This window comes from Sphingobacterium sp. UME9 (assembly GCF_014170215.1).
GTDB lineage: Bacteria > Bacteroidota > Bacteroidia > Sphingobacteriales > Sphingobacteriaceae > Sphingobacterium > Sphingobacterium paramultivorum.
Genome location: NZ_LZZP01000014.1, coordinates 124678 through 143957, shown reverse-complemented (window position 1 = coordinate 143957; position 19280 = coordinate 124678). Strand labels below are relative to the sequence as shown.

Here is a 19280-nt window from a genome sequence, read left to right as displayed (position 1 = left end):
GTGAAGATGGACCGGATATCCGATGTGGCATAAAGACCGCCGAAGGCGGCATGCATATTTAAGCGGAAAAATTAGCTCATGAATAAACAAATAATTTACATATGAAAGTAACTATTGTTGGTGCTGGAGCTGTAGGAGCAACTACAGCGGACAATTTAATCCGTCGAAATGTCGCCGAGGAGATTGTACTATTGGATATTAAAGAAGGTTTTGCAGAAGGCAAAGCGCAAGATATGGCACAAACCGCCGCCTTATTGGGTTTTGAATCAAAAATCAAGGGGGTAACCAATGACTATCTTTCAACTGCAGGTTCTACTGTTGCCGTCATTACATCGGGAATTCCACGTAAACCTGGAATGACACGCGAAGAATTGATTGGGACAAATGCCAATATTGTCAAGTCCGTTGTCGAAAACTTAGTAAAACACTCTCCGGATATTATCATTGTCATTGTATCTAATCCCATGGATACTATGACCTATCTAGCACTTAAATCAAGTGGATTACCTAAGAATAGAATTATTGGAATGGGAGGCACATTGGATTCAGCCCGATTCAAATATCAACTGAGTGAAAAACTGAATGCTTCTGCGGCCGATCTCAATGCCATTGTCATTGGCGGTCATGGAGATACAACGATGATTCCACTCATCAAGCACTCCACGTGGAACAGTATTCCAGTCACTGATTTCCTTACCCCGGAAGAGCAAGACGAAATTGTACACAAAACTATGGTTGGTGGAGCAACATTGACCAGCCTAATTGGTACCTCAGCCTGGTATGCTCCGGGTGCCGCAACAGCTGCTGTCGTCGAAAGTATCGTACGTGATCAAGGAAAATTATTTACAGCATCCGTCTATTTGGAAGGTGAATTTGGCCAAGAAGATATTAATCTTGGAGTACCGGTTATCATCAATAAAAAAGGATGGGATCGCATCGTCCCCATTCAACTCGATGAAGAGGACAAAGAAAAATTCAATAAAAGTGCAGAAGCAGTACGTACAATGAATAATGTACTGAAAGAAATAAAAGCGCTTTAGCTCATAAACGATAAAAAGATGAAAAGCTGTTATTCTATCAATAACAGCTTTTTTTATGAACGTTCAACACACACTGCGGGTTTTAAAATTTCTTTTTTAAGGGAATTTTTGGGTATGTTTGGCTATATGACAACAGTACCATTTCAATTATTGGATTTACAAGGCCAGGGCACACACATTTTAGTCGATGTAGAAATATATAATCGTTCGTTCAAGATGGTAGTTGATACTGGCGCATCTAAAACTGTATTTGATAAAACACAATTGGGGCATCTTTTGGAGGACCAATTGCAGCTTGAGCCTTCAGAAACATTATCAACAGGACTTGGCACCAATTCAATGGAGAGTTTCAATATAAAAATTCCGAGTCTGACAATTGGTGAATGGCAGATAAAAAACTTAAATACTGCGGTATTGGATTTAAGCTCGATCAACTATGCCTATCAGCAGATGGATCTAGAACCAGTGATCGGCGTATTGGGCGGAGATATTTTTGCAGACTATGGCGCTGTCATTGATTATGCAAAGCGCACCTTAAAATTAAGAACCCGGAAATTAAAACTTAAATAGGCGTTTGTGGATATGGAGCCGGAGATAGCCATAGTACACTATTGCGATCAATATACCCAATCCACCCATGACGTATAATGTCGTTCGAAGCCCACAATAACTGGCTAAGGAACCTATCATCAATGTACCAATGGGAAATATCCCCTGAAAAGCCATCACGTAATACGAGATTGCCCGGGCACGATAGATCGGTATGGCATGCGTTTGAATATACGTATTGATACTTGAGTTTTGCATCATCATGGCAAAGGATACCAACATCACATAGACGAGTGCCATCTGCAGCATACTCGAATGCGCCAAAAACAATAATGCAACTCCCATAAGCGCAGCAGCCCCCATCACCTGATAGCGCAAATTGGTACCCGATTTTAAACGGGCCATATTAAATGCACCAATCATGGCACCCAGGCCGGCCGCACTTTCAAACCAGGAGAACGTACGTTCATCACCATGAAACATTTCTTTTGCTATGGCTGGCAGCAACGAGGTATAAGGAATAACAATCAAGCTGGAGAATGTCATGATAATAATCAGTGAGGAGATATGCGGTGAACGTTTAAGGTAACGAAAGCCTTCGACCAAGCCTTCCCAATTGCTTCCCTTGCTCAGTTGAACATGTGTTTCGTCAACCTGCATCATCAATAATGTAATAATGACCGGAACAAAACTGATAAAGTTCAGGGCAAAACAGACGAGTTCACCGTATGTACTCAGTAAAATACCTCCTATTGCAGGCCCCAACATTCGGGCGCCATTGAAAATTGTTGAATTCAGCGCTATGGCATTTGGCAGATCTTTACGGTCCCCAACCAAATACATCATCAGCGACTGACGCCCCAAAACATCGAAGGAATTAATGACTCCCTGTATAAGACCTAAGATGGAAAGCCATAAGACACTCTCCCATTTCAGATAAACGACCAAGGTCAAGATCCCAGCCTGTATCATCAGACCAATTTGGGTTATCAGAACCAATTTATACTTTTTATGCTTATCGACAAAACTGCCGATAAATGGAGACAGGACCAAAGAAGGCAATAGGGAGATAAACTGCACAAAACCAAGCCAAAACACAGATCCGGTCAATTCATAGACTAACCAACTGATGGCTATCCGCTGCATCCAAGTTCCCATAAGGGAAATTGCTTGACCTATAACATGTAACCGGAAATTTCTATAATGGAGCGAACGAAAAACCTGCATACGTAAAGATAATACTATATTAAAAGTATAACAAAAAATTAGGAGAAGAGATTCTTTTTTGCTAAAATAAAGATACAATAGGTGAAAATCAATGCTTCAATACTGGAATATAATCAATAACTTTGCATCATTATTTTGAACATTAGAATAATCAAATAATTATCATTCAATAACATATACAATGAAATTTTTTATTGACACAGCGAACCTAGAGCAAATCAAAGAAGCCCAAGACTTAGGCGTATTAGACGGGGTAACAACCAATCCAAGTTTAATGGCTAAAGAAGGTATTAGCGGTGATGAAAACGTAATCAACCATTATAAAGCGATCTGTGCAATCGTTGATGGCGATGTCAGTGCTGAAGTTATTTCTACAAATTATGAAGAAATGATCAAAGAAGGAGAAGCGTTAGCAGCTCTTGACAGCAAGATAGTTGTCAAAGTCCCTATGATCAAGGATGGCGTAAAAGCAATTAAATATTTCAGCAAAAAAGGTATTAAAACAAATTGTACATTGGTATTTACAGCTGGACAAGCACTATTGGCTGCTAAAGCTGGGGCAACCTATGTATCTCCTTTTATCGGTCGTTTGGATGATATTTCTACAGATGGATTAGCGTTGATCGAAGATATTCGTTTAATCTATGATAACTACAACTATCCTACACAAATTTTAGCAGCTTCTGTACGTCACAGCGCACACATATTAGGATGTGCTAAAATCGGTGCTGATGTTATGACTGGTCCTTTATCAGCGATCTTAGCCTTATTGAAACACCCATTGACAGACAGCGGTCTAGCGACATTCTTAGCTGATCATGCTAAAGCTGCAGGCAAATAAGATTCCTATATTTCCATATAGTAACGAAAACCGATAAGTAAGATGACACTAATCTTAAACTTATCGGTTTTCTTATTTTTAATAGATTCCGTATTTTTGTACTGTCAAAAGCATCTCTGAGAAAGAAAATGGTCCATTTATGTTCGTTAATGGTCTATGCAAAGGGGAAAAAATACGATGAATAAATTCGCCGGATAGTTTTTAAACTTGCAAATAAAAGTAAATTTCTCTTAGTTTGTATTTGATCTAAGGCTTAACGAAGAAATCCATGGAAGATTCCAACACTGTATATCCAGAAATTCTCAAACGAAATAGTTTAAAAGTTACCCAACCCCGGTTGAAGGTACTTGAAATTATTTCGAGGAAAGAGTCCGCAATTTCACAGCCGGAACTGGAGAAATTACTGGGCAAGGATATTGACCGTGTCACATTATACCGGGTATTGGCCAGCTTTGAAGAGAAAGGGATTATCCATAAAATCTTTGATCTCCATGGTACAGCTACTTACGCCATGTGTTCGACAAACTGCTCAGAGCATGATCATCATGACCAACACGTGCATTTTATTTGCCGGGTATGCAATTCTGTATACTGTCTGGAAGATATGACCTTACCAAAAGTATCAATCCCAGAAGGCTTTAGTCTCGAAGCGATAGCCGTAAATGCACTTGGTGTGTGCAATCATTGCAAAAAGTAAATCAGGCTGTACGAATCCAAAACTATTTTTCGGCTGAACTGTCTATACATTGGCTATCGGAAGATGCTCCGTTTAGCTTGTTATTGTCGTGTCAAATGCTGTTTTTTTCGTACATTGTATTGAGCATCGATCTTGATGTACGGCTTGCTCATGATCTGTTGTAATAGGCTGAATTTGCAAATTCGCTATCACAGCCAGTTCGCTGAAATAGGAAAACCGCCGCAAATCGATGCAAATGAATAAATAATAAATAATAATTGGATGAAAACAAGAAAAGAGAATCCATATAAGGAGGTCTTAACGCAACTGATCATCGATATCTTCGAAAAATCGGGTAATAAGCCGCTCAACTATAAACAAGTTTCGTCAAAATTGAACCTTACCGATAACGACTCGAAAGTCGCTATAGCCGATATTTTACATGATAATGTAAGAAATGGACTTTTTATTGAGATCGAACGAGGCAAATTTAATCTGAAGCAACTTAAAGTTTATGTCACAGGAAAGGTAGATATGACTGCCGATGGCTCCGCCTATGTGATTCCTGATGATGAATTTGAAAACGATATTTATATCGCTCCGCGGAAACTTAGACAGGCACTCCATGGCGATATTGTCAAGGTCCATACCTTCGAAAAAAGAAAAGGTGGCCGTAAGAAAGAGGGTGAAGTCGTTGAAATCCTGCAAAGGGCCAAGACTGATTTCACGGGAACGATCAGCATCTCCAACAATTTTGCTTTTTTTATTGCGGATGACCGCAAGATGCTACACGACATTTTTATTCCCTTGGACAATCTGAATGGAGCCAAGGACAAAGAAAAAGTGGTCGTTTCGATTATCGACTGGCCAAGTGGAAGCAAAAATCCTGTCGGAACGGTAAAACATGTTTTGGGCACCAAAGGGGAAAACAACACCGAGATGAACGCTATTTTGGCCGACTATGGTTTCCCATTGGAGTTTCCCAAAAAAGTAGAGGATGAAGCCAATCAGATTTCGGAAAAAATAAGCGAGGAAGAAATTGCAAAGCGACGTGATTTTAGAAACGTTACGACCTTTACCATTGACCCAGCGGATGCAAAAGATTTCGATGATGCCATCTCTTTTCAAAAATTAGAGAATGGCAATTATGAAATCGGTGTTCATATTGCGGATGTTTCGCATTTTGTGATACCCGATACAGAATTGGACAAAGAAGCATTTAACCGTGGTACATCGGTCTATTTGGTGGACCGTGTTATCCCGATGCTTCCGGAGCGTCTTTCTAATGGCGTTTGTTCCTTACGTCCACATGAAGATAAGTTATGCTTTTCAGCTGTTTTTGAATTGGACGAAAAAGCCAATGTACATGATCAATGGTTCGGCCGTACAATTATCCATTCGGACCGACGTTTCAGTTATGAAGAAGCACAGGAGGTGATCGAAACGAAATCGGGTGATTTCAGTGAAGAGATCCTGAAATTAAATGAACTGGCTTATATTCTGCGCGAACGTAAGTTCAAAAATGGTGCAATTGCATTTGAAAGTGAAGAGGTAAAATTCACCTTGGATGAAAATGGCAAACCTACAGGGGTATATACCAAAGTCCGTAAGGATGCGCACAAGCTGATTGAAGATTTTATGTTATTGGCCAACCGGAAGGTTGCCGAGTTTATTGGTAAACAAGGGCGGGGAAAAAACAAGCTTACTTTTGTATATCGGTTCCACGATGTACCTAATCCGGAGACGCTGACAACTTTCTCTCAATTTGCAGCACGGTTTGGCCATAAATTGACCATCAAAACAGATAAGGAAACAGCTAAATCTTTAAATGCGCTGATGACAAAGATAGAAGGTAGCAAAGAGCAAAATATGCTGACTTCACTTGCGGTACGTTCGATGGCTAAAGCGATCTATACAACAAAGAAGACAAGTCACTATGGACTCGCATTCGATTATTACACCCATTTTACCTCCCCTATCCGTCGTTATCCCGATGTGATGGTACACCGTCTTTTACAATTCTATCTGGAGGGCGGCGCCAAAATCAATGCGGAGCATTATGAGAAGATGGCCGAACATTCTTCCCAAATGGAGAAAAAAGCGGCTGAAGCAGAACGCGCATCGATTAAGTACAAACAGGCCGAATATTTGCAGGATCAGATTGGCACGGAATATACGGGTATTGTCTCTGGTGTTACCGAATGGGGTATGTATGTGGAGATTGAGGAAAACAAATGCGAGGGTATGGTCAGGCTGCGGGATATCACCGATGACTTTTACGTGCTTGACGAGAAGAACTATGCCATCATTGGTCAACGGAAGAAAAAGAAATTCCAGTTGGGTGATGAGGTTCAAATCCGCGTAAAGAAAGTGGATCTTGATAAACGGCAGATTGATTTTACGTTGTTGTCTTAAAAATAAATCTGCAATAATTGGCAGCGTATTAAGCTCATCCAATTGGATATATGACAAAAAAAGCGGTATTGATTAAAGTCAATACCGCTTTTTCTTTTGAACAAGAAAGGATAAACTTATTGTTTCGTTCCTTCGAAAGTGAAAAAGACCTCATTTTCAGTAGTTTTCTTTCCTTGGCAAAGAAGTGTCTTTTTTTCCACATCAAATAAAAATGATCCTTCTGGAGAAACACCAGCCGTTTGAATTGCAATGTTCATATTATTGATAACCTTAAACTCTTTTGCAGGTATTTTTAGCGCTTTGTCTCCAATCTCAACTTTCAAAGTATTGTCAGAAATTTTTGTAACCGTCAAGGTTTTATCAAACATCGGTCCGCTTGTATTCGATAGATCTAAACTACCTTTGTAAGTACCAACAGCTGCATCGATGCTTCCACCTGTTTGAATAGGTTCATCTTTATCCTTTGAGCATCCAACAAAAGCGAAGGTTACCAAGGCCAATACCACTGCATACATTAATCTCATTTTGATTTTCATAACTTGAATACATTAATTTGTTTCTACTAAATATTTACACGTTTTTATCAAACACTTTGCCAAACAGAACGCAAAAACATGCAGGAGGTGCAATATACCTGAAAACCAGTAGAAGAATATTTTCGAGAGAATACCAATATTTAAAGAGTACTACACAGAGAAAGAACAACTTACAGTGCTTATAAGAAGAAACCTATATTAAATAACTTTTTGCCGTCTTGCTACCCTATAATCGTCCATATTCGTGTACAACAAACCTTCATGAATTGAATAGTCATTGTTGAAAATCATATATAATCTGCCCATTGTTGCCTAAACGAGGATATTCAGCTTCCATGCAGACTAGTTTCCTGAAGCAAAGCTACGAATGACGAAAAATACTAAACGGTTCGTTTAACACACAGCAAAAGGATAATGGGTAGTCAGGAGCACAGAATACTAAAGAAACGTGATTATAATAAAGAAACGAGTAACACCAATTCAAAAAATAATCTAAATTTTATACACTAACTATTTCATATTCAAAAGGGAATAAGTATCTTTGCGAACTTAAAATATTTAAGGTAAAAAAATTTATAAACAAAAACAGGTAAATGCCTACTATTCAACAATTAGTTAGAAAAGGTAGAGTAGCTCTGGTTGATAAGAGTAAGTCACCAGCGTTGGACTCATGTCCACAGCGAAGAGGTGTATGTACACGTGTATATACTACTACCCCTAAAAAACCAAACTCAGCAATGCGTAAAGTAGCTCGTGTACGTTTAACAAACGGTAAAGAGGTCAACGCTTACATCCCTGGAGAAGGTCACAACTTACAAGAGCACTCGATCGTATTGATCCGTGGTGGTCGTGTTAAGGATTTACCAGGTGTACGTTACCACATCATCCGCGGTGCATTAGATACTTCAGGTGTAGCAGGTCGTAACCAACGTCGTTCTAAATATGGAACTAAGCGTCCTAAACCAGGACAAGTAGCTGCAGCTCCAGCAAAAGGTAAAAAGAAATAATTAAACGGAGGAAAGAAAAATGAGAAAATCAAAACCGAAAAAGAGAATCATTTTACCTGATCCAAAGTTTAATGACGTTCAGGTAACACGTTTCGTAAACAATATGATGGTAGATGGTAAAAAATCTATCGCTTATTCTATTTTTTACGACGCAGTAGAATTAGTAGAACAAAAAACACAAGAAAGCGGTTTAGAAGCTTGGAAAAAAGCTTTGAACAACGTTATGCCTGCTGTTGAAGTTAAATCACGCCGTGTTGGTGGTGCAAACTTCCAAGTTCCTATGGAAGTTCGTCCAGATCGTAAAATCGCTTTGGGTATGAAATGGTTAATTTCATACGCTCGTAAACGTGGTGAAAAAACAATGTTCGAAAAATTAGCAGGAGAAATCATTTCAGCTTCTAAAGGTGAAGGTGCTGCTGTTAAGAAGAAAGAAGATACGCACAAAATGGCGGAAGCTAACAAAGCGTTCTCACACTTCAGATTCTAATTTTGAAGACATTCAAAAAAATATGATTACACCGACCTCCGATAAAAATAATCTTTTATCAAGGTCGGTGTACTTATTTAACATTACATTTAAACACATAAGACCATTAAGGTCCGCTGCTTAAAAATATTATGGCAAGAGATTTAAAATTCACTAGAAATATCGGTATCGCTGCCCACATCGATGCTGGTAAAACTACAACAACTGAGCGTATCCTTTACTACTCAGGTGTAAACCATAAAATTGGTGAGGTTCACGAAGGTGCTTCAACAATGGACTGGATGGAGCAAGAGGCTGAGCGTGGTATCACAATTACTTCTGCTGCTACGACAGTTTTCTGGCAATACCGTGGTAATAAATACCAAGTTAACGTTATCGATACTCCTGGACACGTGGATTTCACGGTTGAGGTAAATCGTTCATTACGTGTATTAGACGGATTAGTATTCTTATTCTCTGCGGTTGATGGTGTTGAGCCTCAGTCAGAGACTAACTGGAGATTGGCAGATAACTATGCTGTTCCTCGTATCGGTTTCGTTAATAAAATGGACCGTTCAGGTGCTGACTTCTTAAAAGTTGTTGGTCAAGTAAAATCAATGCTAGGTTCTGATGCTGTAGCATTACAATTACCTATTGGCGCTGAAGATACGTTCACTGGTGTTGTTGATTTAATTAACAACCGTGGTATTGTATGGAATGAGCATGATAAAGGTATGACCTTTACTGAAGTTCCTATTCCTGAGGATATGTTGGACGAAGTTGCTGAATACCGTGAAAAATTATTAGAAGCAGTAGCTGGTTATGATGAGACTTTGATGGAGAAATTCTTCGAAGATCCGAATTCGTTAACTGAGCGCGAAATCTTAGATGCTTTACGTAAAGCAGTATTAGATAATGCGATCGTTCCTATGGTATGTGGTTCATCTTTCAAAAACAAAGGTGTTCAAACCATGTTGGATCTAGTAATGGAATTATTGCCTTCACCTCTTGATATCGAGGCTGTAAAAGGTACTAACCCTGATACTGGTGAAGAAATCACACGTAAACCATCTGTAAACGAGCCTTTCGCAGCTTTAGGTTTTAAAATTGCGACTGACCCATTTGTAGGTCGTTTATGTTTTATCCGTGCTTACTCTGGTAAGTTAGATGCAGGTTCTTATGTATTGAACACTCGTTCAGGAAACAAAGAGCGTATCTCTCGTATCTTCCAAATGCATGCGAACAAACAAAACCCTATCCCTTTCATCGAAGCTGGTGATATCGGTGCTGTTGTAGGTTTCAAAGACATCAAAACTGGTGATACACTTTGTGACGAAAAATCACCTATCATTCTTGAGTCTATGACTTTCCCTGAGCCAGTAATTGGTTTGGCAATTGAGCCTAAAACTCAAGCTGACGTTGATAGATTAGGTATTGGTCTTGGTAAATTGGCTGAAGAGGATCCTACATTCGTTGTTAAAACTGACGAAGAAACTGGTCAAACAGTTATCTCTGGTATGGGTGAGCTTCACTTAGAGATCTTGATCGACCGTTTGAAACGTGAATTTAAAGTTGAGGTTAACCAAGGTGCTCCTCAAGTATCATACAAAGAGTCTATCAACGGTACTACTGAGCACCGTGAGGTATTCAAAAAACAATCAGGTGGTCGTGGTAAATTCGCGGATATCAAAGTTGTTATTTCTCCAGCGGATGAAGATTTCGATTTATCAAAATCACCGCTTCAATTCGTTAATGAAATCGTTGGTGGTAAAATTCCTAAAGAATTTATCCCTTCAGTTCAAAAAGGATTTGAAACTTCAATGAAAAATGGTGTATTAGCAGGATTCCCATTATCAGGAATGAAAGTTCGTTTGATTGATGGTTCATTCCACGCTGTCGATTCAGATTCATTGTCTTTCGAATTAGCTGCTCGTCAAGCATACCGTGAAGGATTACCTAAATGTTCTCCAGTGTTAATGGAACCAATTATGAAAATAGAGGTTTTAACACCAGAAGAAAACATGGGTGATGTAATGGGTGACTTAAACCGTCGTCGTGGTCAAATGCAAGGTTTGGATTCACGTAACGGTGCACAAGTAATCAAAGCATTGGTTCCACTTTCTGAGATGTTCGGTTACGTAACTCAATTACGTACAATCACTTCAGGTCGTGCAACTTCTACAATGGAATTTGATCACTTTGCTGAAGCTCCTCGTAACGTTGCTGAAGAGGTGATTGCAAAATCAAAAGGTAAAATCAAAGGTTCTGTAGAATAATATAGAACTCAAAAATAAACCGACCGCTGGTTGTTAATAGCTCTAATCAGCGGTCATTTTTAAATAATATCATATACTATGAGCCAAAGAATCAGAATTAAATTGAAATCTTACGATTACAATTTGGTTGACAAATCAGCTGAAAAAATCGTAAAAACAGTAAAACCTACAGGTGCAGTTGTTAGTGGTCCTATTCCATTGCCTACTGAGAAAAAAATCTACACGGTATTACGTTCACCACACGTTAACAAAAAGGCACGTGAGCAATTCCAATTGTGTGCTTACAAAAGATTGTTGGATATCTATTCATCAAACGCTAAAACTGTTGACGCATTGATGAAACTTGAATTACCTTCAGGTGTTGAAGTAGAAATCAAAGTGTGATAGATTTCAGTCACTGAAACAAGAAGGGGCCTTTCGCGAGAAAAGCCCCTTTTTATATTTTAGCCTAGATTATAACTGATAACCGATTCCAATTGAAAAAACGCGATTCTTTAAAGAACCTCCTTCACCCCCCGCCATATCAACTAGTCCCAAGCCATATCCACCATTAATCAAAAAGCCATTTGATAGACGATACCCCGCTAAAAAGTTAATTCCGGCATCAAAACGCTTCAATTTATTATCTCCAAAACCGACGTCAATTTTCACATTTTCCGCTTTGGCTTTTGCGGACAGCCCTAATCCAGCATATGGTCCAGCTCCTAAGAAAACATTTCCAGAATTTCCTGTGGGAATACTATATACAAAATTTACAGGTAACTCTAGATACATTAAATCCAATTTCACATTATTTCCCAATTCTTCAAAGTCAATAAGTGTCAATCCTTTCCCGCCTTTACCTTGAAGCGATAAACCAGGCTGTATAGAAAAATTATTTGCCAAAGGAGCGTCTAAGTAGCCCGTCAAATAAAATGACGTAGATGATTCTGTCGAAACAGATACACTTCCTAGTGACGCGGTCATTTTAGGAAAAGTTGCACCAGCCTTAAAACCATAAGAAGTCTGTGCTTTTGCACCAGTAATAAAACATAATAGCGCAGCGATTGAGAGTAACTTTCTTTTCATTAATAACAAATTATATATAAAACGAAAATAGGTTAAAATTTCCTGAAATACAAGAGAAAAATAGTTATCCATTTATTAAATAACCCAATATATATCGACAATACACTTCAAACTGACCTCCAGATTCTTCGACATGTGGAATTAATCCTTTTGCTAAGTCAAAATCTGGAAATTTGTATGACGGTATAGCCTTTGTTCATGCAGTGTTACTAAGATATCCGAACCTTATTTCGAAAGACTTGACCTCACTATATAATTTAGAAATTAGTTCAAATTCTAATATTAGACTTTAAAAATGATAATACCATTCGTATTAAACTTTCAATTCTAAAAAAATTACCCCTTCGTCTCATTTTCTTCTATAATCTTCTTTTCAAGAGGATTTAACGTCCCAAATAAATCCTTATATACCTCATCTTTACTATCTTCTTCCCCTAAAAGAAATCCCCAAGGTTTAAGTTCTTTGATCCGGTCCATCACAATCTTAACGATAGCCAAAATTGGAATGGCCAGAAACATCCCCGAAATTCCCCAGATCATTTCACCAATAATAATGGAAAGCATCGCAAACAGCGAATTAACTTTCACTTTAGAACCCACAATCTTAGGGACAATAAAGTTGCTATCAATCAGATGTACAATAATCAAAGCAAGCATCACCAGCACCACATGCGTGAATGACGAGGTTGCAAAGGTCAGAATCGCAATGATAAGCATCGAAGAAAAAATACCAACATAGGGCAAAACGTTAAAGACGCCAGTTATCAAAGCGAGCAATAAGCTGTATTTTACACCGATAATCGAAAGCGTTATAAAAACCAATAAAGAAACCAAACTCATTTGGATCAGCAATCCAATAAGATACTTTTTGACCACATACTGAACCTGTTTAACGACATCTAGAACGATAGGTCTGTCCTCTACGCGATTCACAAATAAAAGGAACTTAACAATGTGTCCTCTGTATATAAGTAAGAAAAATGTGTAAAGAAAGGTAAAGACAAATAAAATAAATAGCGACGAAAGGGAAACCAATGCTGTCCCTAGGAATAAAGTACCCGAATCTACAGACTTCGATGCTGTTTTATTGATAAAATCAATCTGATCTTTGTGCTGAATTCCAAATTGATGGCTTACCCAAGTCTGTAAATTACCAACACCATCCATTATTTGTTGTTTAAAAGCTGGAAAATCTTCCTTAAGAAGTGTAAGCTGGGAGGCTAAAAGAAAAAGTCCGTACCCTAAAACGCCGAAAAACAGGATTACGCTTAATATCCCCGCCAACGTCCTCGGGAACCTAAGCCTCCGCTCTAAAAAATTGCTTAACGGAATCAACAGTAGAGAGAATAACAAGCCCAAAATCATAGGGATGAGTATAGTATCTCCAATCTTTGCCAAGTATCCCAATAAAAGTATACTGATGAGTATACAGGCCAACTTGACATAAAAGGGTAAAGGAAGAAATCTTTTCATGCAGCAATCTTTTGAATAAAAATAACAATTTCAGACGACTTAAGTTTAATCCAATAAAAAAGTCCCCACAAATGCAGGGACTCTTTCCTCATAATAAGTTTAAGTACTTATATTTCTTATAGTCCGAAGCCAATACCCACAGACCAAACGCGGTTTTTCGTTGAAAGGTTAGATACTGGAGATAAATTAGTTAAACCAAGTCCGTAACCAGCATTTATCTGAAAACCATTTGATAGTTGATAGCCTGCCAAGAAGTTTATACCGAAATCGGTGCGTTTTAATTCATCACCATCTCCGCTACCAAATTTTACATCCCATTCTCTTTTTACACTAGCATTATTTGAACTTGCCTCAAATTTATTTTTACCACTAAGTGCAAATCCCACGTAAGGGCCAGCTCCAATAAAGAAATTACCAGATCCTCCCGTAGGAAATTTAGCAACAGCATTTACAGGGATATCCAAAGACATTATACTTTGTTTTAACTCACCTGTCGCGTTATCAGAAGTTGCTGTATATTTACCACCTTTATTTTGCAAAGACAACCCCGGTTGGATGGAAAAGTTTGGAGAAATAGGTGCATCTAAATAACCCGTTACAAAAAAACCTGTGTTAGATTCAGAACTTCCATTTTCAAATGAATATTTAGGAATATTTACCCCCGCACGTAGCCCGTATCCCAATCCACCTTGTGCAAAGGCTCCTAATGAACCAAATAAAATTGCTGCAGATAATAATAGTTTTTTCATGTTTCCTAATTTAATTTACTTTCTTCTTTTATCATTTAATCTCATAATTTCCTGTACGAGATTTATTACATTACCATTTGCAATATCTATTCCAAAATCCATAAATCATTAATTACCAAATTAAAACACGATAAAAAACTTACATTAGACCATTTGGCATTGTCCAATAAAAGATACAGTGAATGGAGTCCATTTCCACTTGACAGCTCGGTGAGGCACAATTCAATTTTTTATTCCTATGAATAACATAGTTTATTAAAACGTCTTTGTCATGCTATGCTTAAACCCGTCCGGTATGTTCCTGCTGACCATTGCTCAAAGGATCACACAGCAAAATACCAGCTTGGTTTTCAGACCAATGCTTAAAAACATAAAAGTTTTATCATAAAGATTTTTTAATTCCAATTATAAGTTTTATTTTTGCAGACCTTCAAAAGGAAAAAAATAGGGTCGGATGGCCGAGTGGCTAGGCTGAGGTCTGCAAAACCTCCTACAGCGGTTCGAATCCGCTTCCGACCTCGTTTTATTTTAAACAATAAAAATATTATCAAAATGGGAGTTACACGTTTAAAAAGAAAAGATAGAAGAAATAAAACTGTTTCACGTGTTGAAGTTCAGTTTTTGAAATTAGGAACTAACGTAGAGTTAGGTTCTAGATCAAAAATGAAAGCTAGCAACCAAATCGTTAAAAACGATGCTATCTTAAATCAATTAGCTTCAGAAGCTAAATAGTAAGAAGAATTTAATAGCCTTTAAAGTAGTACTTTAAAGGCTTTTTAATAGGTCCACCATTTGGTGGACTTTTTCTTTTGAGCTCATCCACTGTGCCTCATCCATTCCATTGACCTGACTCTGGTTAAACCTCATCTTCGACACATGCAATTCTTTCGCCGAGCTATGTATTGCAACTGCCCCAGTTTGCTCTAAAATATGAACTATATTAGCTGCATCTACACCTGCACCAGGCATAATCACAACACGGCCATTTGCTTGTTGAACTAACTGCTTGAGTAATGGAACTCCAGCTAAAGCAGAATTTTGCAGACCAGATGTCAAAATACGATCTATCCCCAGTTCGATGACATCTTCCAATGCCTGAAAAGGATCTTCCACGCGATCAAAAGCACGATGAAAGGTAACATGCATGGGACGCGCAGTTTCCACTAATCGCAAAGTATTCACTTTATCCACCGTACCATCTGCGTTCAGAATACCTATTACAACACCATCTATCCCCAATTCCTTGCACAACTGAATATCTGCTATCATTTCTAAGATCTCGGTCTCTGTATAAAGAAAATCACCTCCACGCGGCCTGATAAGCACATGAATACCAATATTCACCAGTTCCCGCACTAACTGCAACTGACCAAACGAAGGTGTAGTCCCTCCATTTTCCAAATTTTGACAAAACTCTATCCGGGTCGCTCCCCCTTGTTCGGCTTCAATTGCTGATGCTACGGAATTTGAACATATCTCTAATTGGTAATTTCCGATCGCCTTTTCCATCATTATATTATATTTTAAGCTATTTTTCGTTTACGCGAATAACGTAAAAAAAAAGCAAATAACCTACTCCCCTCCCGGTGGTCAACATAGCACAAGAATTAGAAAAAACTAAAGGCAAAAAGATACTTTACCTGCGTAAGAAATTTTGTTTCTAGACAAAGATCTACAGCTTTAGCTTATAATGTGGTACATCTACTTTTTTCCACTTCCAATCTGGTCCTTTCGAAGTGCTCGTCCGATCTGACAGCTCCCTTGAAGAAGGTGGATCTAAGAAACGCTCCCGTTTGATATAAGTTGGCAATTGGAAGCCAGGCGATGTATTTAGCGTTTCAAAACATTCCCGCGCGAATTTCATAATGTCATTCCGATTTTCTGCATTGCTTTCAATTCGACTTCCTATATAAGATGCCGAACCATACAATTGCTCATAAATAGCTGAATCTTCAAAAGGTTTGAATTTCAGACGCATCATTATTTGCACCAATAAAGCATATAGATCGTTGTCCGTTGGCGTCAGAATCAACTTATCCAACACCTTTGGTATCAACTCCCACATCATCAATTCAACCGCTAAATCTTTGGTGTTCTCACCAATGAAATCGAGTGTAGACCACATCTGGTCCACATATCGTACAACAGAATCTCTATTTCCATGCAAAGCGACCAACTGTCTATTGCTCCAATATTCCAGCGGTATGTCCCCTCGATAAAAGACTCCAAATATATGTTGACCTTTCAACCGGCCCAAGGAACCACAATTTTGCATCTCAAACTCAGGGGCAAGCATACAGTAACTAAACATATCACGCGTATTTAGCGTTTTAAATGTCTGTACCGAAAGAGGATTCCATAAAGCAGGATAACGTTCTCTATCCAAACTATCTTCTCCTGACACCAGTCTATACACGTAATAGTCTTTCAGTAATATCCGCAAGATTGCTTCACGGCCAACAAGGGGATAATTTCTAGATTTAATCTTCCCCATTCTTCCGAGATACCTCGGCAACTGATCGTTTATAAATTTTGTAGAATCTTTGAGCTTATATTGGCCATGACACATGGGTAAGCCGCACACCAGCAGCAGTGCTAAAAAAAGGACATAGGGCCTGCTCTTGTTAAAGAACTCAACAAAACTAGATGCTAACATAATTAAACATTTACACTGTATTAACAGTAATACAGGATATTAAATATACCTAAAATTAAATAGTATTAATTAAATTAGACTTCAAAAAAATATACCATTTGAAACCGAACCAAAAACCGAAAAAACTCAGTTCCATTTTAGGTTCGACCTCTTCTTTTATATTCAAAAGTCATAACCGAATTTTAGACATGTAAAACATTCGGCTGAACTATTTGTATATACCTTACATGCTTTTATTTAAATAACTAAAAACCAAGCGCATACATTTTTAAGTAAAATATCATGGCAATTATATCAAAAAACATGGAGACCCAAGAAAAGATCATCAGTACTTTTGAAGAGCTCCAAAAAGCTATATATGACCTGAAACATCAAATTGTTGAATTTGAATTGCTTTTTAATCAGGCTTGCAACAGACATATTGACTCCAATTTCCAAAAGGAATGGTTGCTGGACCGAATATCTTCACGTCATGATATGATTACACTTCGACATGATGCCATGCTGCTTATTCGGGATACCGTGTCTGCGTTCCGGGATTTCGACGGTTATTTTCTAGACCTCAAACAGCTACTCCAATCGATCGAGTTACTCATGCTCAACCATGCCGATGCGGAAGAGTATGAAATTGCAGCTATTATCAAAAAATGGTATGAAAAATTTGCCCAAGCGATTGATTTCGTTGGTGACTTAACCTATTAAGTCGCCGTTTTATTATACTTTTGCAGCATTGTAAAATATTGAGAAATGCGCAAACCACCAGCTATCGTTGACTTACACACCGACACCTTTCTTGACGATTGGGAAGATTATTCGCCAGAGGAGCTCTTACAAGAGTCCATTGATTTTATGCGATCTAATCTAGATGCAGCTATTTATTGGGAAATGAACGAAATAAAGTTTATTCATGGCAAGGGAAAAGGAATGTTAAAAAAAATGGTTTTTGAAGAGCTGCAAGAGTACAAGGCTCACGGCTCCATTGAACGCTATTACACCTCCTATCAGAATGAAGATATTGTAGTCGTTATCATAGGGATTTAAAAAGGCTACCTTTTCAGATAGCCTTTGTATCATGTTATGCTATTTAATAGCTGGAGTAATAATCACTTTTCGGAATTCCACGGGACCATGATCCCCTTGGAAATAAATTGGTCCCGGCTCTGCTTCTTTACTATCCAAAGCACCGCCCGTTATACCAGGGATTTCTTGGTTACTGATAACAGTCTTTCCGTTTGCCACAACCGTCACTAGACGTCCTACCAATGTAATATCATAGGTCTGCCATTCTCCGGCTCCTTTATTGACCATTTCATTTGCAGCTAAGAAACCATATACCCCTGCGAAAAGCACAGCATTGGGATGTGCATCCTTGGGACTATCTTCTATCTGAACCTCATAACGACCTCTTAAGTAGACACCGCTATTACTTCCTGCTGGAATTTTAAATTCAACATGTAATTTAAAATCTTCAAATTTTTGCTCAGAGACTAAATTAGAACCAGATTGCGGGCTAGTCAAAATTCCGTTTTTCACCACCCACTGATTCGTTTTACCAGTAGCTTTCCATCCAGACAGATCCTTACCATTGAACAGCTGAATAGGCTTACCCCATTTTACCGCAGCTGTTCGCTTCAGCTCCGGAGCACGAACACCTTTAAAGCGATATGTTTTCCCATCAGGTTCTGTTATTGTCCCTTGCAACACACCGTTCACAACCTCGCCCTCAACACTTAAATTCATCTTTCCACCTTCCCATTGAGGGGGGATAGCAAATCTAAACTTTCCTTTCTCATAAAACACCTGCGAAACTGGCCGAGCACTTCCGGAAGTACTTACATAATGACCGACTAAAGTTCTATAGCCCGACAATTTTACCTCTAACCAGGATGGTGCAGGGGTACCATTAACATCAACTTCGATGTCCCATCGACCAATCAGCTCTTTGCCTTCTACATCTTGTTGATAATGGATGGATTCTCCGATTGAATGTTTAGCAAAGGTTACTTGCGGTAATGCACAAGAGGCCAAAATTCCTAAAAGAAATGCCGCTTTTCTGTTCATATTATTTATGTTTATATTCTAATTGACAATAAATTTCAAGCAATTTAACTGTTTAACAGCGGGTTTACAAGGATATAATGTTAAAAAATGCGAAGAATGCATCCGGTCGTAGGTTCGCCTTTTTGTCCTGAAACGAAAAAAGCCCTAACTTTCGTTAGAGCTTTTCTAGTCGGGGTGGCAGGATTGACTCAGCCCCACTTTTCCCAAACAAAACCCCGAACATTTGTTTACGTGGCATAC

General features: G+C 38.5%; 20 protein-coding genes and 1 tRNA gene. 13 read left to right on the top strand and 8 right to left on the bottom strand.

All coding sequences use genetic code 11. The features are described 5' to 3' along the window. Positions 1–101: 101 nt before the first annotated feature. Positions 102–1040 (top strand): malate dehydrogenase, encoded by a 939-nt coding sequence (locus A9970_RS27445; RefSeq protein ID WP_182984402.1) that lies wholly within the window; start codon positions 102–104, stop codon positions 1038–1040. Between the two features lie 18 nt (positions 1041–1058). Then, positions 1059–1610, top strand: a complete 552-nt coding sequence (locus tag A9970_RS27440; RefSeq protein WP_235032969.1) for a retropepsin-like aspartic protease — start codon at positions 1059–1061, stop codon at positions 1608–1610. Here A9970_RS27440 and A9970_RS27435 read toward each other — a convergent pair. Further along, positions 1596–2816 carry an MFS transporter gene (locus A9970_RS27435; protein ID WP_153846791.1) on the bottom strand — a complete coding sequence of 407 codons (1221 nt, stop codon included), beginning with the start codon at positions 2814–2816 and terminating at the stop codon, positions 1596–1598. The genes A9970_RS27440 and A9970_RS27435 overlap by 15 nt on opposite strands. Before the next feature lie 181 nt (positions 2817–2997). Between A9970_RS27435 and fsa the strand changes: the two genes are divergently transcribed. The 3 genes from fsa to rnr all read left to right on the top strand — a co-directional run bounded on the left by fsa (position 2998) and on the right by rnr (position 6748). Continuing rightward, on the top strand, positions 2998–3657 hold the full coding sequence (fsa, locus tag A9970_RS27430; RefSeq protein WP_075994110.1) for a fructose-6-phosphate aldolase: 660 nt from the start codon (positions 2998–3000) through the stop codon (positions 3655–3657). 268 nt (positions 3658–3925) lie between these two features. Further along, complete coding sequence (locus A9970_RS27425) at positions 3926–4354, top strand: Fur family transcriptional regulator (RefSeq protein ID WP_159731159.1); 429 nt, start codon at positions 3926–3928, stop codon at positions 4352–4354. A gap of 261 nt (positions 4355–4615) precedes the next feature. Further along, entirely contained in the window at positions 4616–6748 is a 2133-nt protein-coding gene (gene rnr, locus A9970_RS27420; RefSeq protein WP_182984401.1) for a ribonuclease R, read from the top strand. A 116-nt stretch (positions 6749–6864) separates the two neighbouring features. On the opposite strand, the gene A9970_RS27415 is transcribed toward rnr, so the two are convergent. Beyond that, the gene (locus A9970_RS27415) at positions 6865–7284 is read right to left on the bottom strand and encodes a hypothetical protein (RefSeq protein WP_182984400.1); all 420 of its coding nucleotides are present in this window, start codon (positions 7282–7284) and stop codon (positions 6865–6867) included. Between the two features lie 593 nt (positions 7285–7877). Here A9970_RS27415 and rpsL point away from each other — a divergent pair. The 4 genes from rpsL to rpsJ all read left to right on the top strand — a co-directional run bounded on the left by rpsL (position 7878) and on the right by rpsJ (position 11417). After that, positions 7878–8291, top strand: coding sequence for a 30S ribosomal protein S12 (gene rpsL / locus A9970_RS27410; RefSeq protein ID WP_079641421.1), 414 nt, complete (start codon positions 7878–7880; stop codon positions 8289–8291). A 19-nt stretch (positions 8292–8310) separates the two neighbouring features. Continuing rightward, complete coding sequence (gene rpsG, locus A9970_RS27405; protein WP_046671863.1) at positions 8311–8778, top strand: 30S ribosomal protein S7; 468 nt, start codon at positions 8311–8313, stop codon at positions 8776–8778. Positions 8779–8909: 131 nt separating this feature from the next. Next, the gene (gene fusA / locus A9970_RS27400; RefSeq protein ID WP_153846788.1) at positions 8910–11033 is read left to right on the top strand and encodes an elongation factor G; all 2124 of its coding nucleotides are present in this window, start codon (positions 8910–8912) and stop codon (positions 11031–11033) included. Between the two features lie 78 nt (positions 11034–11111). Continuing rightward, positions 11112–11417 (top strand): 30S ribosomal protein S10, encoded by a 306-nt coding sequence (rpsJ, locus tag A9970_RS27395; RefSeq protein ID WP_028070501.1) that lies wholly within the window; start codon positions 11112–11114, stop codon positions 11415–11417. A gap of 69 nt (positions 11418–11486) precedes the next feature. Here the strand turns inward: rpsJ and A9970_RS27390 are convergent, their stop codons facing one another. The 3 genes from A9970_RS27390 to A9970_RS27380 form a co-directional block, all read right to left on the bottom strand. Then, positions 11487–12173 carry a porin family protein gene (locus A9970_RS27390; RefSeq protein ID WP_182984399.1) on the bottom strand — a complete coding sequence of 229 codons (687 nt, stop codon included), beginning with the start codon at positions 12171–12173 and terminating at the stop codon, positions 11487–11489. Positions 12174–12437: 264 nt separating this feature from the next. Further along, positions 12438–13574, bottom strand: a complete 1137-nt coding sequence (locus A9970_RS27385) for an AI-2E family transporter (protein ID WP_153847229.1) — start codon at positions 13572–13574, stop codon at positions 12438–12440. A 116-nt stretch (positions 13575–13690) separates the two neighbouring features. Further along, positions 13691–14323 (bottom strand): porin family protein, encoded by a 633-nt coding sequence (locus A9970_RS27380; protein ID WP_070562978.1) that lies wholly within the window; start codon positions 14321–14323, stop codon positions 13691–13693. 448 nt (positions 14324–14771) lie between these two features. On the opposite strand from A9970_RS27380, the gene A9970_RS27375 reads away from it, so the two are divergent. Beyond that, a tRNA-Cys gene (locus A9970_RS27375) sits at positions 14772–14842 on the top strand. Positions 14843–14875: 33 nt separating this feature from the next. Further along, positions 14876–15055, top strand: a complete 180-nt coding sequence (locus tag A9970_RS27370; RefSeq protein WP_046671880.1) for a hypothetical protein — start codon at positions 14876–14878, stop codon at positions 15053–15055. Between the two features lie 33 nt (positions 15056–15088). Here the strand turns inward: A9970_RS27370 and A9970_RS27365 are convergent, their stop codons facing one another. Together A9970_RS27365 and A9970_RS27360 are read right to left on the bottom strand one after the other, a co-directional pair. Next, a complete protein-coding gene (locus A9970_RS27365) occupies positions 15089–15835 on the bottom strand; it encodes a copper homeostasis protein CutC (protein WP_182984398.1) in 747 nt (248 codons plus the stop codon). A gap of 160 nt (positions 15836–15995) precedes the next feature. After that, positions 15996–16979 (bottom strand): hypothetical protein, encoded by a 984-nt coding sequence (locus tag A9970_RS27360; protein ID WP_182984397.1) that lies wholly within the window; start codon positions 16977–16979, stop codon positions 15996–15998. Between the two features lie 282 nt (positions 16980–17261). Between A9970_RS27360 and A9970_RS27355 the strand changes: the two genes are divergently transcribed. Beyond that, positions 17262–17681, top strand: a complete 420-nt coding sequence (locus A9970_RS27355; RefSeq protein ID WP_182984396.1) for a hypothetical protein — start codon at positions 17262–17264, stop codon at positions 17679–17681. Positions 17682–17726: 45 nt separating this feature from the next. Next, on the top strand, positions 17727–18020 hold the full coding sequence (locus A9970_RS27350) for a Smr/MutS family protein (RefSeq protein WP_153847232.1): 294 nt from the start codon (positions 17727–17729) through the stop codon (positions 18018–18020). Positions 18021–18059: 39 nt separating this feature from the next. Here the strand turns inward: A9970_RS27350 and A9970_RS27345 are convergent, their stop codons facing one another. Then, complete coding sequence (locus A9970_RS27345; RefSeq protein ID WP_182984395.1) at positions 18060–19040, bottom strand: DUF1080 domain-containing protein; 981 nt, start codon at positions 19038–19040, stop codon at positions 18060–18062. Between the last annotated feature and the right edge of the window lie 240 nt (positions 19041–19280).